At 40.7% G+C, this 20,834-nt stretch carries 14 protein-coding genes; 3 read left to right on the forward strand and 11 right to left on the reverse strand.

Annotated features, from left to right (window positions below; all coding sequences use genetic code 11):
- Window positions 1–16 precede the first annotated feature (16 nt).
- The 4 genes from IM797_RS25320 to IM797_RS25335 all read right to left on the reverse strand — a co-directional run bounded on the left by IM797_RS25320 (window position 17) and on the right by IM797_RS25335 (window position 4,123).
- Complete coding sequence (locus IM797_RS25320; RefSeq protein WP_194130019.1) at window positions 17–970, reverse strand: DNA adenine methylase; 954 nt, start codon at window positions 968–970, stop codon at window positions 17–19.
- The gene (locus IM797_RS25325; protein WP_194130020.1) at window positions 963–2,462 is read right to left on the reverse strand and encodes a hypothetical protein; all 1,500 of its coding nucleotides are present in this window, start codon (window positions 2,460–2,462) and stop codon (window positions 963–965) included. The genes IM797_RS25320 and IM797_RS25325 overlap by 8 nt, the downstream gene beginning before the upstream one ends.
- Before the next feature lie 208 nt (window positions 2,463–2,670).
- Window positions 2,671–3,741, reverse strand: a complete 1,071-nt coding sequence (locus tag IM797_RS25330) for an IPT/TIG domain-containing protein (protein WP_194130021.1) — start codon at window positions 3,739–3,741, stop codon at window positions 2,671–2,673.
- A gap of 10 nt (window positions 3,742–3,751) precedes the next feature.
- Window positions 3,752–4,123 carry a hypothetical protein gene (locus IM797_RS25335; protein ID WP_194130022.1) on the reverse strand — a complete coding sequence of 124 codons (372 nt, stop codon included), beginning with the start codon at window positions 4,121–4,123 and terminating at the stop codon, window positions 3,752–3,754.
- Between the two features lie 388 nt (window positions 4,124–4,511).
- On the opposite strand from IM797_RS25335, the gene IM797_RS25340 reads away from it, so the two are divergent.
- The gene (locus IM797_RS25340; RefSeq protein WP_194130023.1) at window positions 4,512–4,733 is read left to right on the forward strand and encodes a helix-turn-helix transcriptional regulator; all 222 of its coding nucleotides are present in this window, start codon (window positions 4,512–4,514) and stop codon (window positions 4,731–4,733) included.
- 256 nt (window positions 4,734–4,989) lie between these two features.
- Here IM797_RS25340 and IM797_RS25345 read toward each other — a convergent pair whose 3' ends face one another.
- Together IM797_RS25345 and IM797_RS25350 are read right to left on the reverse strand one after the other, a co-directional pair.
- Window positions 4,990–5,214, reverse strand: a complete 225-nt coding sequence (locus IM797_RS25345; protein ID WP_194130024.1) for a hypothetical protein — start codon at window positions 5,212–5,214, stop codon at window positions 4,990–4,992.
- A gap of 286 nt (window positions 5,215–5,500) precedes the next feature.
- Window positions 5,501–6,889 carry a site-specific integrase gene (locus IM797_RS25350; protein WP_194130025.1) on the reverse strand — a complete coding sequence of 463 codons (1,389 nt, stop codon included), beginning with the start codon at window positions 6,887–6,889 and terminating at the stop codon, window positions 5,501–5,503.
- Window positions 6,890–7,313: 424 nt separating this feature from the next.
- On the opposite strand from IM797_RS25350, the gene IM797_RS25355 reads away from it, so the two are divergent.
- A complete protein-coding gene (locus IM797_RS25355) occupies window positions 7,314–10,490 on the forward strand; it encodes a two-component regulator propeller domain-containing protein (RefSeq protein ID WP_194130026.1) in 3,177 nt (1,058 codons plus the stop codon).
- Window positions 10,475–11,278, forward strand: a complete 804-nt coding sequence (locus IM797_RS25360; RefSeq protein ID WP_194130027.1) for a response regulator — start codon at window positions 10,475–10,477, stop codon at window positions 11,276–11,278. The genes IM797_RS25355 and IM797_RS25360 overlap by 16 nt, the downstream gene beginning before the upstream one ends.
- 1 nt (window position 11,279) lies before the next feature.
- On the opposite strand, the gene IM797_RS25365 is transcribed toward IM797_RS25360, so the two are convergent.
- From IM797_RS25365 to IM797_RS25385, 5 genes are read right to left on the reverse strand one after another with little or no spacing between them, the layout of a single operon-like run.
- Window positions 11,280–13,793 carry a glycoside hydrolase family 127 protein gene (locus IM797_RS25365; RefSeq protein WP_228099117.1) on the reverse strand — a complete coding sequence of 838 codons (2,514 nt, stop codon included), beginning with the start codon at window positions 13,791–13,793 and terminating at the stop codon, window positions 11,280–11,282.
- A gap of 31 nt (window positions 13,794–13,824) precedes the next feature.
- Window positions 13,825–16,110, reverse strand: a complete 2,286-nt coding sequence (locus IM797_RS25370) for a GH92 family glycosyl hydrolase (RefSeq protein WP_194130028.1) — start codon at window positions 16,108–16,110, stop codon at window positions 13,825–13,827.
- Window positions 16,111–16,139: 29 nt separating this feature from the next.
- Window positions 16,140–17,558 (reverse strand): glycoside hydrolase family 125 protein, encoded by a 1,419-nt coding sequence (locus tag IM797_RS25375; protein ID WP_194130029.1) that lies wholly within the window; start codon window positions 17,556–17,558, stop codon window positions 16,140–16,142.
- A gap of 9 nt (window positions 17,559–17,567) precedes the next feature.
- A complete protein-coding gene (locus IM797_RS25380) occupies window positions 17,568–19,841 on the reverse strand; it encodes a GH92 family glycosyl hydrolase (protein ID WP_194130030.1) in 2,274 nt (757 codons plus the stop codon).
- A 21-nt stretch (window positions 19,842–19,862) separates the two neighbouring features.
- The gene (locus IM797_RS25385) at window positions 19,863–20,831 is read right to left on the reverse strand and encodes a DUF4973 domain-containing protein (protein ID WP_194130031.1); all 969 of its coding nucleotides are present in this window, start codon (window positions 20,829–20,831) and stop codon (window positions 19,863–19,865) included.
- Between the last annotated feature and the right edge of the window lie 3 nt (window positions 20,832–20,834).

The following is a 20,834-nucleotide window of genomic DNA, read 5'->3' on the forward strand; positions in this document are numbered from 1 at the left end:
ACTGTGATTTTATCATCTAAAAAGACATAGCTGTTTGAAATGAAAGACTCTGCTCTCTATTTCCAAGATAATTGACTCGTTTTAGACGTTTACTCGTTTTGTCCCGAATTACTTTGAATTTTAAAGGATTCCAATCTACAATTTGAGGCTCTTTTAAAGTAGAACTAAAATACAATAGTTCGTTCCCTACTTTTGCAATTCCTGCGGTATGTTTAAACGAATACTCTTTCTTTTTACATTCGTTATAAAGCGCTTGAATTTCAGGAACGTTATCATAAGAAACAACCCATTTAATATTTTTAATAGCTTTGATCCTTTCACTCACCTCTATGTGATTTATCATTTTATAATGATTCATATAGAGAGAGTTCGCTTTTAGATAATATGGTGGATCAAAGTAAAATATAGTATTATCCTGTCCATTTTCAGACTCAATTTTTTCAATCAATGCTATGGCATCCATTTGGTAAAGGTTAATTCTATCTTTAAGGTTTGCTATAGCTCTTATGCGTGTGATTAAATCATTTTTATTAAACCTACAATCTATCTTATATGCACCATGTTGATCTTTTCCCCCAATCATTCCACCATTAATAATACCAGAACGGTTTGTTCTATTTAGAAAAAACGTAGAAAAGCCTAAATCTAATAGATCACAAGTTTCCTTTTCTGCCTGAATTAGTTTTTGCAGTTCCCAGTTCTCGACAGTTATGTCTGTTTCGAGAATGAGTTTACAGAAACTTTCGGTATGATTTAGGACGGAATACCAGAATGCATAAATCGACCTATCTTTATCATTTATAGTTATTTTCTTGACGATGTTTTCCATTAAAAGAAATAACGCTACGGAAGCACCGCCAGAATATGGTTCAACATAATGATCGTCGATCTTATTCTCAATGCACAGTCTAGCGAAAAAGGCAGAAAGCTTATTTTTTCCTCCAGGATATCGTAAAGGTGAATTAATCATTTTTTTCTTTAATATCTAAGAATAAATCAAATAGCGGAAACAAAAAATTCCAAAAGTTATTAAGGAACGATTTAGTCAAATAGTGGATATCTTTGCCATGAACATACCCATTAAGTACATCTAAACTGTACTCACTGTTTTCATCCAACAATCGTGCGGCAATTTTTTTTGTCTGATCCGTTAGCTTATTTGTTTTAATGAATTCTATCCGCTTTTTTAGTTGTACATCTCTAAAGGAAACCTTGTAAGCGCTAGCAATATCGGTTTCAATCCCTTCATTATTGATATAATTTAAGACAGATAAGTCAAGCAAAACCCTCAAACAAGCTCCAATGCAATTTTTATGGGTTAGTCTAATTTTTTGGAGTTCCTGAAACAGGCCATTTAGACGATAATTGGTTGTATTAATTTCGTAGAAATTTGGGATTAAAAATGCTCTGTTCGGATCATTTTTTATGAGCGCCCGTTGCTCTTCTATGGTTAATTCAGGTTCTTCTTCAATTCCTTCTACATCTGTTTTTTTGACAGAATTGTTTACTACTTTTTGTTCATCGGTATCACCCTCATCATCTTTTTCAAAATTCACTTCTGGTAGACCAGCAAGAATATCTTTTAAATGAGTAGTAACTGTTCTCGTAGTAATTCGATCAGGAGCATCTTTATAAACCGTATCCCGCTGTACAATTTTTTTAATCAAATCGGCAAAAAGATTGTAGAAGCTCTTTTTGTTGGAAACTATATTTACGTTTACTCCGTCGTATTCTACACCCCATTTCTCTCTAACTTCTGGACTAGAGAGTAAACGCTCTAATATTGTTACGGGGAAATTCCTCGCCTTAGCTCTTGTTAAAATGTCATCTCCAAGTTGTTCAGCAACTTCTGGCTTATCAACGAAATCTTTTATCTTTAGTACCCTAATTATCGATTCTAAATCCCCTTGTCCAAAATTGGTAATATCTTTAATTTTTTCAATATCACCACCAAATCTCACAAATAAATCATTAACCCATCTATGTTGTTGCACACGCCCCCATGATCTTTGAAGGCTACTATTGTTGTTACGCTGGTTTATATACCAAATTGATTCTTCGAATGAAGGCGCTACGTTAACCATAACTTTAGATATGGACTCGAGGTCGATTTGAAGAGCCAAATTTCTAAATAAACCTCGATATTGACGTGGAGCTTTACTAGGATTTCGTAATAATTTTAATATTAAAACTCTACGATTACCTTCTGCCACGTAAAATTTTTCATTTTCCGGGCTCTGCCAAACGATAATTGGATCGAATGGTATAAATCCTTTTTTAGCAATAGCCTTGGCTAGATCGATAAAACTGACTCGATCAGCCTCTTCAAGGGTGAAATCTTCTGTATAGTCACTTAGCGTTGTATGTTGTTCATCGGGTGTCAATCTTGGATTAGCTGGCCAAAGTCTCAATTGATCCACAGATCTTGGTGTTTTCTTATCGAGCCATTCGTAATTATCCATAGGTTGTTTATATAAGAGTGTTTAGTAAGATTTTTGAAAAATACAAATTTAAATATTAAATATGGCTTATAAATAAAATTGGCTATCTAATTATATCAAGAAGTTATTGGTATCAATTCTTTCAGAATTTAACCTCATAAAATACAAAAGCCCCTGCCTTACGGCTATAGGGGCTTTAATATTCTCTGCGCCAGTTATCAGGCAGTTATTACCATACCTGTACAATTAGTATTTTTTGCTCTGTTGAACGGATATTATCCATCACATATTTTGGTGTAAAGAGTTCCGGTGTCGGTACTGGTGCATTCTGTGGAAACTGTAAAGAAAAGCGTTCCCTAAAAAACACCTTATAAACCTTAATCGTCTTTGCCGCATCGTCCTTATCGGTATAGGTAACGTAAGGCAATGCCGATTGATCTGTTGGCACAAAATTTATGTAATAATCAATAACGGTTGATTTTGTCTTTTCCAAACCACCTATTGCCAGGGAAACTGTCCCACCATTTGAGGTTTTGATACCGCCCCCATCTGCATGGCTAAACTCTGTTCTTAATATTTCTGACGAAGCAGGTCGCCATATGATATAACCGCCATCGGCGACAATTTCATAGTTTGTCGTGGTGTATTGCGCAGTGCCTCCACCTGTTGAATTGCTGAATGTAAATGTTTCAGTGGTTATCCCTGTACCGTTGATATAAACTATCAGTTGTCCGGTACTGGCTTTTATGGGTACTTCAAAAGTAATTTGCGTATTGGAAACGGTCTTAGGGGTTATTAATTCCCCATTGGTAAATAAAACATCCACCTTGTTAATGTCTGTGCCAAAGCCTGTACCCGTAATAGTGACAATTTCACCGGATTTTGCTGTTGTTGGTGAAAATCCCGTCACAGTCGGTTTAACTGGTTCTGGTACGGATAAGGTAAATATACCCGTACTTTTTACAGATTTACCATTCAGCGTAACGGTTACCAGACCAGTTTTTCCACTGGCGGGAACTTCAACCGTAATTTCAGTTGCGGTAACCGTTTTAGGACTGATTGCATCCCCATCAGCAAATTGCACTTTTACCGCATTTAGATCAGTGCCAAACCCTGTTCCGGTAATAACAATCTGTTGACCAACTAATGCCGTCAATGGTGCAAAGCTTGTAATTGTTAGGGATACCGGATTAACGGGAATAATTGGTGGAACAGGTTCTGGTGTGGGTACATTCTTCTTACTGCATGAGATCGCCGCAGTAAGTAATAAAATGCCTAGAATAAGTTTAATCGCTCTCATAACTACACGATTAAACAAAATTGCCACCGCCTGCCTGTTGAATGGCAATAGACAAACGCTGTACAAACGTGTCCACCCGTTGCTCCCTGCCTAAAAAGATAATCATCAGGACAGGATTTTTAATGTCGGTTGTATCTAGTAAGACGTGTTGTGTAGTTGCAGACCCGTTAACATTATAATTTGTGCGGATACGGGTTATTTTGCTTACTGGATGCACTTTACCACGCACTTTGATTGTACCCGCTTTGTATTCAACGGTTACACCATTTTGAGAGAAAAGCTCATCAGTTACCGTTACTTTAAATCCGGCGAAGTAACGATAAATGAGGTATATAAAAGCGCAAATTACTGCAACGAATGCAATGCCTAGAAATAGTTCCATATTTTAATAAATTAGTTTGTTTAGAAATTATGATTTTTTTAAGTCTGATAATTGGATAGGCTGCTCTGTCAAGTGGGAACATATTTTGAACAACAGGAACAGGCCAAGTACGGCCATGCGACTTTTAATGGGAATTGATAATGTTTCATATATAATTGAATTAATTGCGCTACCCACAGGGAATTATAAATCGCTTTCAAGAGCCATTTATTAGGCTTTGAAGTGCATTAATATCCCTGAAAAATAATTTTTAAGAATTATTTTCGTTAAATTTATAAGATAAAAATCAGAAACCAAAATATATAATTCGCTTTTAAACTTAATATTTAAAGCTTTACACTTCATTTTAAGCCGAAACACGTTGTAATTCACTTTGTTATCTTTGATAATGGAGAACGAGAAAAGGTTTTATAACAGGATAAAAATTGTCCTAGCCATAAAGCGGGTGAAGAATAAAGAACTTGCTAAGTATCTGGATGTGACGGAACAAACCATATCAAAATGGACGACAAACACAAATCAACCTTCCATTCAAGAGTTTTATAAAATCGCTGAATTTCTAGGTGTTTCTGTACCTGAATTATTGGAACTTCCTGAAAACAATAAATAGAAAAATATTTTAAAATGCTATGCAATCACTCATTATAAATGAATATAACAGCCTTTGGATGCTGAAAAACTATCTAAGCTGTGTTTACGAAACTGAAACAAGTGTAAAGAAACTGATTAGTCACATGGAAAATGACCAATAAATAATTTGATAATCCTTCAACGGAAATGAAACGGGCGTTGTTCACGCCCTTTTCGTTTTGTTGAAGCGCCTCCGGCAGGATAAATAGCTCTTGCTGGGATTCTAACATAATTGTTTAAGTGCGGATTAGTTCGAGGGTTTTATCATCTACGATATAAACAAGTATCTCGCATAAATCTTCCTCTACTTCTTCATATACTTCCTTAGCGACATTAAGATCTTTTTTGTCTAAGACTTGATATTGACTGGTAACAGCACCTAAAGCCTCTGAAATTCTGTATAACTCATGTAGAGACAGCTCCATTGTCACTTTATACTTTGTAACGTTTGTCACTTTCATAGTTTTTGCTCCTGATTGAATGGCGATTTATACACAACGATAATAGAAAGCTATTGAATTGTATATATGATTATCAGAAAACATGCTTGAAAGGCTTGATAAGAATACAGATGCAAGCCTTGCACTTGGCAAACAGAAAGCCTAATTTTGCTTTTGAGAGCGTTAATTACGGGGTCGGATGCGCAAGTAAACGGCCTCGTTCTTTTATTTTCTTACAATAGGGATGATTAAAATAGCCTGTGGTTGGATTATCACAGGCTATTTTTATAAAGTAATCCGGTGAAAATTAAAAGTTAATGACTGAATCAAGTGCGGTATCTTCATCCTTATGAATAAAGTTTGCCTGATATCCTATGGTCGTTGTAATAGATGAATGCCTGTAAAGTTTCTGTAATGTCTGTACAGAAATTTTGTCTCCTGCAAGATGACCGAATGTGTGACGGGCAATGTGCATCGTTAGTTTTTTAGTTAAGCCAATCTGTTCAGATATTGTTGCTAACGCCTTATTCAGCCGCTTATCAGCATAGGCAATCTTGCGCTGAACATCAAACTTACTATTCAGATTTTCTAATACTTTTAGTTCAGGAAATATAAGGTCGTGCTTTTGCTCGTGGTCTTTATACTGTTCAATTATTTTAAATACCTTTTCAGGGATTTTCAAAGATCCTGATTTGTTGTTTTTTCCCATAGAATAATAGTTGCGGTCATTCTGGAAATCTGCCCACTTAGCACGTAACACATCGGAAACCCGCATTCCGGCAAAATAAAAAGAGAATAACCAGACATTTAAAGCATGTCTTAAATATGGCTGGTCGGATAAATCTAGGTTTTCAAGTTTATCCTTTGCATCCTGCATATCAATCAAATCATTATCATTGGCGGCTTCTATTTCTTTTGGCTTAGCATTACGCCCCAATGAAAGTTCTTTTACATCCGATAATTTACTTGCCAGTTGTTCCAGTTGTTTTCCTTCATCAGAATTAAGACCAACTTTAGTACCACTAGGAAATTTAATTGCGATTTTATCCTTGCCGAATGGATAGTTTTCACCATCGGTAACTTTTGCTTTTAAGGCTTGATTGTAAATGGTACGGATAATTAACAGGTGATTAATAATCGTGCGCTCTCCTATCGGTTGTTCCACACCATTCTTTACTACTTTTCTGGTTGCCTTTAACCACGCTTGATAATGTTTAAGCAGGGTAACAGTGATCTCTGGAAAGCTAATATCTTGCCCTTTGAGATATTCCTTAAAATGCTTTATACGGGGTGATTCAGACGTAACCCTGTTATAGTTACCCGCCAGTCTGAACAATTCGATATAAGCATCCGCTTGCGCAAAAAAAGAAGCACCTATAAGTGGCTTGATCTTATTTTTAATGGCAACAGCAGAATGATCTTTTTTCTTAATTTCAAGATCAATCGCCATATCCGTACTTTCTGTTCGTTTAGCCAAGATTAGGGCATTTAATCGAACAGAATTTGGGTGGTTCTTTTTTACCATCTGCGCTTCTTCGTTCCACTGGTGTGCGCCGTCTAGGGTTTGCCCTAAAAAGATAAAAGATGGCTTACGATTTTTGATGATGCGCAATGCTAGATGATAGGTGAATGTTTCGACCTGTGTTTTTTTATCTGTGTGCTTTTTCTTACGCAACACCACTTTGATAGAAGCCATAAATTAATTAGATTAGAAGCTAAGTTATATTTGCAACAGGACAAAGATAATCAATATTCAGAAAACAAGGGTACAACATAGGTACAACATTTTTGATTTTCATTGACTTCCATTGACACTCACTGAAGCCAAATACTACCTAAAAACATCAATAGATGGCTTTTTTAGTACTAATGAAACTCAATTAACACCATAAGAAAAGTTTTCATAACCCTGAGGTCGGCAGTTCGATTCTGCTCCCCGCTACTGTTAAAAGCTCACTGAAAAGTGGGCTTTTTTGCGTTTAGCCAATAGCCTGCACCCAAAGTTTAATCTCAGCACATTTCATATCTCTGTATCAATATTTCAGCATTCTGTCTCAATCTCTAATAAGCGCTGAAAGCAATAATATCTTTAATATATTTGATACACGAGCCAAACTATTTTGAGAATAACGACCCTTATTTTTTTATTCCTGCAGTTCGCAGTCAAAATACTGTGTGCACAACCCTACTATTTTAAACATTACCAGGTAGAAAACGGGCTGTCAAACAACAGTGTTTTTGCCAGTGTGCAGGACGATAAAGGATTCATGTGGTTTGGAACAAAAGATGGCCTGAACAGGTTTGATGGGTATTCCTTTAAAACCTACCGCCATGATCCATCAAACCCCTCAAGCCTGGGAAATGATAAGATTTATGCTTTGCTGAGTGATAAAGCCACGGGACTTTGGGTAGGTACTGATCTGGGACTTTACAAATATCATCCTGAAAATGAAACTTTCAGCCTGGTCAAAGAGACGCTCAAATCTGGCATCCGAAGCATACACATAGATCGAAAGGGCGATTTATGGCTACTCTCCAACAACAAAGTATACCGCTATAACCCTATTAAAAAAGAATATTCATGGATAAGCGTAGATGATGCATTTGACGTAGGGGCAGTTTATTGCCAGTCGAACGGAGAGATTTTAATTACCAGTGCCGATGGCAAAATAGCGGTGTACAATACTTTGAGCAAGTCTTTTAAAACCCGTTACCGGATAAATAAAAAAGGCTCAGAATCTGTTGGCTGGATTTCGAGGTTGATAGAGACCAAAGACCACCAGTTGTTGATTGGCGCCACTTATCAGGGAATTAAGTTATTTGACCCTAAAACAAATGTGATCAAAGACATCCTGACGCTAAATAAAGACAAAACGCACATTTTTGTAAGGGACATACAAGCATTAAACGAGGATGAGTTCTGGATTGGTACGGAATCTGGCTTATACATTTACAACCATAAAAATGGGCGTATTGTTCACCTGCAAAAGCAATACAGCAATCCTTATACCCTATCTGACAATGCCATTTACACCTTGTGCAGAGACAGAGAGGGTGGCATGTGGAACGGAACTTATTTTGGCGGGATCAACTACTTTTCGCCTTCCTCCTCCATTTTTACAAAATATTTTCCTGAGCAACAGCACAAGGCCATTAGTGGAAGTGACATCCGTGAGATTTGTAAAGATAAAAACGGTAATTTCTGGATCGGCACTGAGGACGCCGGTCTGAATAAGCTCGAGCCTAAAACAGGAAACTTCACCTCGTTCTTTCCAAACGGCAACAAAAATAGCATTGCTCATTCCAACATTCACGGTTTACTGGCAGATGGCAACGAACTTTGGATCGGCACCTTCGAACGTGGCCTGGATGTCATGAATATCAATACCGGGCTGGTAACCAAACATTATGAGGCTGGAAAGGGAAGTTCATTACGGTCCAGTTTTGCCCTGAGTATCGTTAAAACAAGGAAGGGAGATATATTGATTGGCACAACGGTAGGAATTTATAAGTACAACCGTAAAAAAGATGATTTTGATGCCATACCCGGTCTACCCTTTTATTTCTTTAACAATATACTGGAGGACAGTGAGGGAAATATATGGGCGGGTACCTATAACAACGGACTTGTCCGCTTCAGATTAGGGGAAAACGACTATATAAACTTGAGGAATGATCCGAATGACCCGCATACTTTGGGCAACGACATCATAAACGGCATTTTTGAAGACAGTAAAAAGAACATCTGGGTAGTCACCGATGGCGGTGGATTGTCCCTGCTGGATAAGAAAAAATTAAGCTTCAAATCCTACAATACCAGTCATGGATTCCCCAGTAATTTCCTCTTCAGGATCCAGGAGGCCCATGACCATAAATTATGGATCAGCAGCACCGGCGGCCTGGTCCGTTTTGATCCACAAACTGGAGGCGTAAAAACGTATACCAAAGCCGATGGATTGCTTACAGACCAATTCAATTACAATTCTTCTTATAAAGATACCGATGGCAGAATGTATTTTGGCAGCGTAAAAGGGATGGTTAGTTTCTTACCAGAACAGCTCAATACGACAACCAAGACCGCTGCGATTTTTCTGACAGGTTTCCAGATCGAAAATGTAGAAAGTAAGGATCCAAAGGCAAAACAAATACTGAGCAAGTCCATTCTTTACACGGATGAACTGACCCTGGACCATACCCAATCTTCCTTTAGCATGGATTTCGCGGGCTTAAGTTATTCTGCTCCGGAAATGACAGAATATGCTTACAGGATGAAAGGCTTATACAACAACTGGATTTATTTGAAAACCAACAGAAAGGTCTATTTTACAAAACTAGCTCCCGGAACCTATATTTTCCAGGCAAAGGCAATGGTTAGCGGAAGCAGTCAGTGGAGCAAAAACAACATCGAGCTGCGCATCACAATTTTACCACCTTTCTGGAAAACATCTGTTGCCTATTTCCTCTATGCCCTGCTATTTCTGGGACTAATTACCGCCCTGACCTTACAATACCACAAAAGAACCGAGCTTAGGAACAAAAGGAGGATGAAGCTATTTGAGCATCAAAAGGAAAAGGAAATATACCAGGCCAAGATTGAGTTTTTTACCAATGTAGCGCACGAGATCCGTACGCCGCTTACCCTGATTAAAGGACCAATGGAAAAGATCATCAAAGGCGCTAAAGAGGTTCCTTTGATTGAGAAAAACCTGAGAATCATGAACCGGAATACGGACCGTTTACTCAACCTCACCAATCAGCTGCTCGATTTCAGAAAAACTGAAGTTCGTGGATATTCCCTGAATTTTGTGAAAGTTAATGTATCCGAACTCATTCTGGATGTCAACATGCAATTTCAGGATGCCGCTGAAAACAAGAAAATTACTTTTGAAACGGTACTTCCCCCGGAAAATTTTTACGCCTACGCCGATACCGAGGCCTTGTATAAAATCATGAGTAACCTGGTCGATAATGCCATTAAATATGGGAAATCAAAAGTAAGTATCATGCTCCATATAGATGAGGCAAAAGATCAGTTTAGCATTCACATCATTAATGATGGGCATAAGATACCGTACGAACTCAGAAACAAAATATTTGAACCTTTTTACAGGTCGAAAGAAACAGAAATGCAGCAAGGTACTGGTATTGGTTTATCCATATCAAGATCACTAGCAGAATTGCACCAGGGCAATTTATATCTGGAAGAAAGTGACCCGGAATGTAGTATGTTTGTGGCTATATTCCCAATTCATCAGGCAATGGAATTCAATTTAGAAGGAAAATGGAAACGGAAGTAAACTTGACATCAGAAATGGAATTTGACAATTACAACAAATCGGTTGTTTTAGTAGTAGATGACAATGAAGAGATTTTAGAGTTCATCATGGATGACCTGACTGAAAAATTCGATGTCCTGACTGCAAAAAATGGTGTAGAAGCGCTGGAAATCCTGGAAAATGAAATTGTTCATTTGATTATCAGTGATGTGATGATGCCCGAAATGGATGGTTTTGAATTTTGCAGAAGAATTAAATCCAGCATTGAATACAGCCATATTCCATTGATTTTGCTGACAGCGAAAGACACCCTGGAATCAAAAATACAGGGTTTGGAACTTGGGGCAGATGTGTATGTTGAGAAGCCGTTTTCTCCGGAGTTTCTGCAGGTGCAGGCTTGCAGTCTGATTGCCAATAGAAATAAGATTAAAACTTACTTCTCCAGCTCGCCGTTGCTGCACATGAAAACCATCGCCCATTCGAAAACAGATGAACAATTTCTCGAAAGAATACAGGTGATTATTGATGAAAACATCAGCAATCCAGACCTGGATGTGGAACATCTGGCAAGCCGCATGCACATGAGCAGACCTACGCTGTACAGAAAAATCAAATCCATATCCAACCTCAGTCCGAATGAACTGATTAACATTTCACGTTTAAAAAAAGGTGCGGAGTTGCTGAAGCAGGGTGCGTTTAAGATCTATGAAATTTCCGAATTGATTGGATACAGCTCTCAAACCCATTTTGGCAGAGTTTTCTCCAAGCAATTCGGAATGTCACCTACGGAATACGCAAATAGTAAATAACCTACTTTTTGGTTTCTACCTTAACCTGTAAAATACCTGCCGCAGCATTGGCCTTAGCCACGATATTTAACCGGATTTTTTTAACTATAAAAGCATCTCCATCTGAATGCACCAGGTTAAACTGATCCTTTAAAGTAGAATAAATGTCTGTGCTGTAAACAGGAAAGGGCTTCCAGCCAGAAGTTGCATCAGCAGCAGCTTCTAAGGTCCAGGATTCCGGAACCTGCACCCCGCCCTGATCGTCATACCAATAAACGGCAAAGGATTTTACATCCCTTGGCTGCTCAAAATCAAATTCTATGGACTGTGGCTTCCCTTTTTGCGGATAGGAGGTCCAGCGTTCTATACTGGTATCAAAAGATTTTTTAGGAAACTTCCCGCTGACCACAGCGATTACGTTTTCGCCTTCATTTGTATGGCTGGCCTTAATGCTACTAATTTCCTTGGGAAGGAATACCACAGCCTGCTTAGCCGTCACCTCATTTTCAGGGAACCAAACATTCATGGTAGAAACTCCCCTGTTGTCCCAGGCATAATACGGGATCAGGTTTAAATCAGTATTTTGCACCGCTCCCTTCATATCAATATATTTTGCAGGCAGGTTCTTTATAACTTCAACACCTGCCAATACGCCAGTATCGTCTGTACTTATTGTGGCATTTGTGATTTGGGCGGGTACATAAGACCGGTTCACATCCGCACGATTATCTATACCTTCGGCGCAATACACGATCGGTCCGCGGGTAATCGCGATTCTATTTCGATCAGCCTCAACCCGATCGTCTGCCACTGTATATCTGACCGGCATGGGTAACCGCAGCTCTACCCGGTCGCCTACATTCCATTTCCGGTTAATGGAAACAAAACCTTTGTCTACTTTGGCCCCCTGTACCTGCTTGCCATTTACCCAAATGGACCATGGCCTGGCATTGTGATCTGTGTATTTGTACAATCCGCCAGGAACAAATTGCGAACCTGCCCAACTCGGGATTCTAAGCTTTAAAGCAAAGGGCTGATTCGCCCTCGCAGGCGTAACTTCCAATTTAACAGATTCATCAAAAGGATATTTGCTCACCTGTTTTAAATGAACATTGCCCAGGCTTAATGGAATATCTGTACTGCTGCTGGTGTAAAATGTACAGTAAATGTCACTTTGAGTATGCGCATACATCATTCCCGACACCTGTGGTATCAGTCTGGCCAGATTTGTTGGGCAGCATGCCGTACCAAACCAGTGTGACCGGTCAACCATCCCTTCCGATTGCAACGGGTTTACATAAAAAAATTTATTGCCTTCAAGATTTACCCCGGCCAGCACATTGTTTAACAAAGCCACTTCGGCTACGTCCATATATTTGCCATCTTTGTTCAACAAAAACATGCGCTGGTTAAAAAACACGTTACCAACTGCAGCACAGGTTTCATTATAAGCTTCCTTATTGGGTAAAAGAAATTCATCCCCAAATCCTTCTATCCCATGTATAGCGCCCAGGCCTCCGGTAATGTGCATCCGGGTATCGGTGATGTTGGCCCAGATTTTATCCAGTGCAACGCCCAGCGTAGGATCATCAGTCAAAGCATCTACATCAGACATGGCAGCATATAAATACGTGGCCCTAACCGCATGTCCCACTGCTTTATCCTGCGCCCTAACCGGCAGTTGCTGCTGTGCATATTCAGGAGACATTACTCCTTTTCCACCAGGTTTGTAAGTTACCCCCCTGATGTCTAAAAACTTCCTGGCCATATCCAGGTAAAGTCTGTTTCCGGTAACCCGGTATAGTTTTACCAGGGCGAGTTCTATCTCCTGATGACCAGGCGCCTGATTTACCGGTTTTCCGTTATTGTAAGCAGGATCTCCTTCAAAAAACACCCGGTTAACGTGCTTTGCACTTTTCTCGGCAACGTCCAGTAAGTTTCTTTTACCTGTAGCCTGATAATACGCAGCAGCGGCTTCGTACAAATGGCCGATATTGTAAAGCTCGTGACTGTGTACTTCCCACGAATATGGCCTGTCGCCCATACCCGATCCACCCCACAAAGGTGCAGTTTTATAGGATCCCGTGATGTGCGGTGGATAAAGATATCCGTCTTTTTGCTGTGCCGCAGCTATAATTTTGGCCAGATTATCTATTTCTTGCTCTAGTTTTTTATCCCGCCCGATTTGTAATAAATAAGCAGCCCCCTCTATTACTTTAAACAGATCCGAACTGGCATACCTGCTATCGGAAGGTAAAGGCCCTCCCTTTCCGCTTAAATAGTTTGCAGTTCTCCGCAAATCCTCCGCAGCATCTTGAGTACGTTCAAATGCTACCGGAATCAATACTTCCTTCTGAAGTTTAATGCGTTGACGCCAAAACTGGTCTTCCAGCTTTACCTTATTGAAGGCAATTGGGATCAGCAAATCTGCAGCCGGTTTGGCCTTAATTTTTGTCTGTCCCGATTGCGCGTACATATTATTTACGTTACACAGGGATAAGCACAAACACAGGTTTAAACTTAAAATTTTATACATACTTGAATACTTAGTTACGTTAAAATGCTCCTTATTTGGCTGTAGAGAATGAATATGGAAAGGCTGATTCCTGGCTACCCCTTTGTTTATTCGGCTGCTCCGACATGTTGAAATCTAAAACAGCACCCTGTGTCAGCACAGCATGGCTGATCCAGTTTTTATCATACAATTTACCATTGTATTTTAAGCTTTGAACATACCTGTTTTTATCGCTGTTGTTTGCGGCATTGATGACAACAGTTTTTCCGTTTTCCAGGTTTAGGGTGATTTTTTTAAATAAAGGTGCACCCAAAACATACTGATCTGTGGCAGGCGTTACCGGATAAAATCCCAAAGCGGAAAACACATACCAGGCTGATGTTTGTCCGTTATCTTCATCTCCACAATATCCATCTGGTGTAGCCTGATACATTCTATTCATCGTTTCACGTACCCAATACTGGGTTTTCCAGGCTGCGCCACCATAATTGTACAAATAAATCATGTGTTGTATGGGCTGATTGCCATGTGCATACTGGCCCATATTGGCAATTTGCATCTCCCTGATCTCGTGAATTACACTCCCGTAATAACTGTCATCAAACACTGGTGGAAGCGTGAATACAGAATCCAGCTTTTGCACAAACTTTGCATTTCCGCCCATTAACCTGGATAATCCGGCAATATCATGGAATACGGACCAGGAATAGTGCCAGCTGTTTCCTTCAGTAAATGCATCGCCCCATTTAAATGGGTTAAAAGGCGATTGAAATTCGCCATTTTCATTTTTCCCCCGCATCAAACCACTTGAGGCATCAAATAGGTTTTTATAGTTCATGCTTCTTTTGGCATAAACATCCAGGACCGACTTTGGTTTATTCAGCGCTTTCCCAAGCTGATAAATGGCGAAATCATCATAAGCATATTCCAAGGTTCTGGCTGCATTTTCATTGATTTTTACATCATAAGGGACGTAACCCAATTTATTGTAATACGCCACGCCACGACGTCCCGTAGCATTGGGTCCCTCATTTGCTGCACCATGTGTAACCGCATCCCATAAGGTATTGATGTCATAATCACGCATCCCCTTAATGTAAGCATCCGCAACCACAGCGGCCGAATTGTTTCCAATCATACAATCCGCGTAACCCGGACTCGACCATTCCGGCAACCAGCCACCTTCTTTAAAGTCATTGACCAAGCCCTGCTGCATCTCTTTGTTAACAGCTGGATAAACCAGGTTCAGGAACGGATAAAGTGCCCTAAAAGTGTCCCAGAATCCGGTTCCGGCAAACCGGTATCCTGCCAGCGTTTTACCGTTATACGGACTCCAGTGTATGGGCTGCCCGGCAGCATTCAACTCGTACATTTTATGCGGAAAGAACAAGGTACGGTACATGCAGGAATAAAATGTCCTGATTTGATCCTGACTACCCCCTTCTACTTTGATGCGGCCGAGCGTTTTGTTCCAGACCGTTCTTACCTTTTGTTTGGTCAGGTTAAAATCATCTGTTCCAAGCTCTCTTTGCAGGTTCATTTCTGCCTGTTCCATGCTGATAAACGATGAAGCAACCCTGACAGTAACCTGCTCTCCTTTTACCGTTTTAAAACCAATGACTGCGCCACTATGGTTACTTTCCAGTTCCAATTCCTGCTTAAGTATTTTATCGCTGAATGTTTTAGACAGTGCAAAGTCTTTACTAAAATACATGACAAAATAATTCCTGAAATTTTTGGGTAGCGGCCCGCTGGAATATTTGCTGGAATAACCGATGATCTTTCTTTCAGCCGGAAGTATTTTAATGTAGGAGCCTTTATCAAAGGCATCTATGACCACAAATGAGCTGTCGGATTTTGGGAAAGTAAACCGAAACTGTGCCGCACGTTCTGTCGGCGTAATTTCTGTAGTTACATCAGCATCTGCCAGGTAAACACTATAATAATATGGCTTTACAACCTCAGCCTTATGACTGAACCAACTCGCACGATCATCTTCTGTAAACTTTAAACGCCCTGTTACCGGCATCATAGAAAACTGCCCGTAATCGTTCATCCAGGGAGAGGGCTGATGCGTTTGTTTAAAGCCCCTGATCTTATCGGCATCGTAAGTATACGCCCATCCATCTCCCATTTTGCCCGTTTGCGGGGTCCAAAAATTCATTCCCCAGGGCACTGCAACTGCGGGATAAGTATTTCCATTGGACAGGGAAGGTTTGGATTGTGTACCCATTAGGGGATTTACCATATCCACCGGGTCATAAGACTGGCCTGCCGGCTGGGCTTGTGTAGCTAAAGTGCCCAGGAATAAGAGGAAGCTGATATATATTTTATTCATCGTGTGTTGAGGATTCTGTACCATTCTGATTATGAAGTTAACAATTGCGGTATATGTTGATGGGTACGCCACAGCAGCTCTCCAAATAAGGTGTTTGACCATGCAAACCAGGCTCTTGTGAAATTAGCAGGATCATCCTTATGGAAAGATTCATGCATAAAACCTGTACCGGCATGTGTACGCTGTAAAGTTTTAATACACTGCCGGATTTCTTCCTGATCATCTGAGGTTAAAGCACGCATGGTGATACTCATTGGCCAGATCATATCCTGCCCCACATGCGGCCCCCCGATGCCTTCAGCAGCACTGCCTTTATAAAAAAACGGGTTATCGTCCGATAGGACAAACCTTCTGGTATTTTTATAAATCTCATCATTTGCTTCAACAGCCCCCAGATACGGCAGGGCAAGTAAACTTGGTACATTGGCATCGTCCATCAGATAGGCATTGCCAAAGCCATCTACTTCAAAGGCGTAGATTTTACCGTATTTGGGATGGTTGACAATGCCATACTTTTGAATGGCTGCATGTACTTCCAAAGCGAGCGCATTCAGTTCGGCAGCAAGTTGTTTATCGCCGAAAATCTGATCCGTCATTTCCGCAGCCTGCTTCAAAGAACGCACTGCAAAAAAATTAGCAGGAATTAGAAATGGAAATATCGTAGCATCATCACTGGGTCTGAATGAAGAGCAGATCAAACCAACAGGCTTTACCGGAAATCCGTATCCAGCCATAGGCAGGGAATCTGTTGGTTTAGGTGTTTCGCGCTGAAAATGATAAGGGCCGTTTCCACTTTTTCGTTGCTGTTCCCTGAACGTTTTCAATGTATTTTCTATACCCTTTTTCCAGTCTGCGGTAAATGGCGTCTGGTCGCCCGATTTCTTCCAGTAATGGTAAGCCAACCTGATGGGATAACACAAAGAGTCAATTTCCCATTTCCTTTCATGAACTCCAGGCAGCATGGCGGTTTGATCTGTCTTCCATTCCCCTATTTTTGTCGCATCCCCATAAAAAGCATTGGCATAAGGATCCTTTAAAATACATTTGGTTTGATGGGCGATTACCCCTGCGATCAGTTTTTTTAGCGCCTGATCTTCATTGATAAATTGTAGGTAGGGCCAAACTTGTGCAGAACTGTCCCGCAACCACATGGCATCAATATCCCCTGTAATGACATAGGTATCAGGCTTGCCATGCTCCTCTGTATAATACACCGTGGTATCCAGCGTATTCGGGAAGCAATTTTCAAAAAGCCAGGCCAGCTCCGGATTTTTCAGCCCCGACTGGAAAGTTTTGATCGCCGCCTCTACCGCTTTACTTTGAAAATGACGTTTGGATACCGGCAGCCTGACTACCGGAAATTTTTGCCCACTGGCAAAAGAAAACTTGGAGCTGAGCAAACCAGCGCCAAGTATACTAGTATTTTTAATAAATGTTCTTCGTTTCATCTTTCTATCTTATTGTGCCTTATGTAAAGAAAACGGCATATCTTCTGCTGCAAGTCCGCGTTTAAGTTCCGGCTGGTCTGACATTTCCAGTTTCAGGACTCCCCCGTTTACCATATCGCTATGGCGGATAAAATTAGCCGTATACAATTTTCCATTTAAACTGGCAGATTTGATATACACATGCTGCGCGCTGTTGGCGGGAGCTTCTATCACGAATTTGCGGCCATTCTCCAGGTTAATGGTCACCTTTTTAAAAATCGGGCTGCCCAGAACATATTCACCGGAACCAGGGGTTACACTATAAAATCCGAGTGCACTCAACACATACCAGGAGGAAGTTTGCCCCTGATCTTCATCTCCGGGATACCCGTTTTCAGTTGAATCGTATAACTGATGCATCACCCTACGCGCATGGTACTGTGCTTTCCAGGGCTGTCCACCGTAATTGTACAAGTATACCATGTGCTGAATCGGTTGGTTTCCATGTGCGTACTGCCCCATATTGGCCATCACCATCTCTGTCATCTCATGGATCATTCCGCCATAAGTACCTACATTAACCGTGTTGGGCTCCGTAAACACAGAATCCAGTTTGGCAGTAAAGTTTTTCTTGCCACCCATCAAATCAATTAAACCATTGATATCCTGAAAAACAGACCACTGGTAATGCCAGGCATTCCCTTCTGTATAGGGGCCTCCCCATTCAAAAGGATCAAATTTTGGGGTCCATTTTCCATCCTCATTTCTCCCCCGCATAAATCGGGTAGCGGGATCATATACATTTTTGTAATTGTACATCTGGCGTTCAAAAATATTGGCATAAAAATCATTTCCGGTCATTTTTGCCAGTGTCCATGCACAGTAATCATCATAGGCATACTCGAGCGTTTTTGCTGTAGCCTCTCTGACTTTAGGATAGGGTACATAACCCAGCTGGAAGTATTCTTTCCAGCCATCTCTTCCATTCGCCGGTCCCCAGGGTCCTTTGTTTGTAGCTTCATGTAAATAGGCCGCCAGCGCTTCTTTTGGATCAAACGTACGGATACCTTTGGCCCATGCATCGGCAAGCAAAGAAATGGCATGGTTACCGATCATGCTTCCTGCTTCACTGGGAAACGACCAGGACGGCAACCAGCCGCATTGTTTATAAGCGTCGATCAGGGCTTGCATGTAACGTCCATGCATCTCCGGATGCATCAGGGTATTTAATGGAAACTGGGCACGAAAAGTATCCCAAAAACCAGTATCAGTATACATATATCCCTGATGAACTTTACCATCGTAAGGACTGAAATAATAGGCTTGCCCATTGGCATCCAGCTCATAGAATTTTCTTGAAAAAATGCTGGCCCTGAAAAAGCAGGAATAGAAAGTGGCCTTATCGGCTTCAGTGCCGCCTTCAACCAGAACTTTGCCTAAAGATTTATTCCAAACCGCAGCGGCCTTTGCTTTTGTGGCCTCCAGGCTTCGGTCAGGCCCCAGTTCCCTGTTCAGGTTTAACCAGGCCTGGTCCATACTGATATAGGAAGAAGCCACTTTTACCTGTACCACTGTACCTTCCTTAAATTCAATATAGGCACCTTCACCTACACCATTGGCTTCAGTTTCGTTTGCCCTGGTGGTATTCTTTTTATTTTCCCAGGTTCCATAAGCTTTAAACGGCTGATCGAACTGCATGACAAAAAAGTTTTTAAACCCTTCTTTGAAACCTTCCCCATTGTTGACAAAACCGGTAATCTTATTTTCCTTAGGATAAATTTTAACTCCGCTAATCCCGGTGTATCCGTCCAGGACCAGAAAGCCTTTCTTTCCTTTGGGATAACTGAAGCGCAAATGTGCACCACGTTCCGAAGGTGAGATCTCTGTAGTGATCTGATTGTCAAACTGCACCTTATAATAATTTGGTTTGGCAACTTCATGATCATGACTAAATTTTGCTTCCCGGTCATTTTCATTCACCACCAAACGGTCTGTCATCGGCATTAAGGAGAATACCGCATAATCTCTCGACCAGGAACTACACTGATGTGCCTGCTGAAACCCACGGATCTTATCTTTAAAATACTGGTATTTCCAACCGTCGCCATTCCTTCCGGTTTGGGGGCTCCAGGTGTGCATTCCAAAGGGCAGCGCCGTAGTCGGATAAGTGTTTCCTCTGGTGAGTTCATGTTTTGAATTGGTACCCTGTAAAGTATTTACATACTGTACAAGATCTGTTTGTTGTGCCGAAACCTGAATGACAGTCAGCACGTTAATAAAGAAAATGATAACCTTTAATCTCATTTTTTGATCGATATATGGTATTTATGGTATAACAATGGTTCCTTGCTGGTCTTCATCAGGAATTAAAATATTTCTTTTCCGTTCCAGAACCATAGATCCGATGAACCTGTAATCAATAGGAAATGCCGGGTTGGTGATATCGCTATAATAATATTCTAAATACACCGTGGTATACGTCTTCTCCAAATAAGGAAGTACGGCATCCTTTTCTTTCCGCACGCTAAAGGTTCCGCGTTGCTGGGCAAATTTAATGGCCGGATTTTCTGAACTTAAAGTTACGGTATTGTCTGAGTTGAATGAAGCTTTGATCTTATAATCGCGACGGTCAAGCGCCTCTTCTTCTGTAACTCCGGCAAAGAAAAAGATCGTTTTTTCATTCACCACAAAGGCATTCCGGGAAGGCACTGTCAGCGCTTTTTGCTCATTCTGCGGACGATTTCTATCCCAGACCTCGCCAGTAACCGAATATTTACCTGAATAATCATTGAAGGGAATAATCTGCATCAGCGATTTTTTATAGCCCCTGCCCGTTGCTATGCCAGACGCCGATGTAGAAACAATCCTGACAGGTAAAATGTATTTGTTGCTAAAATCCAAGCCTTCCAGTTTTAAATTCAAATCTAACAAACCCACATTACTCCCAGATGGGATCGTAGTATTCATCGATTCAAACTGGTAAAATTCCTTAGGTAGTTGGTTAAAATACAGATCTTTTCTCAACCTGAACCTTTCAAAATTGAGATTGGCCAGGGTATCCTGATCCAGATCTACCGTAACACTGACATTACTGTTGTTGTCAGTCGATCCGCTGATCATTACCGGGACCTTGACCGGGATATTACCTCCCAGCGCACTGTATTTCACGTGGACTTCCACCACGCCATGATTGACAAAGGAAACCGATTTCTGGAATAATTCATCCTGCCACTCTTTGTTACAGGAACAAATGAGCAGACAGCTGAGTAAGGCTAATATATATCTGTTTTTCATAAA

Origin of the sequence: Pedobacter sp. MC2016-24 (assembly GCF_015223055.1) — a bacterium.
In the GTDB taxonomy this organism is placed as follows: domain Bacteria; phylum Bacteroidota; class Bacteroidia; order Sphingobacteriales; family Sphingobacteriaceae; genus Pedobacter.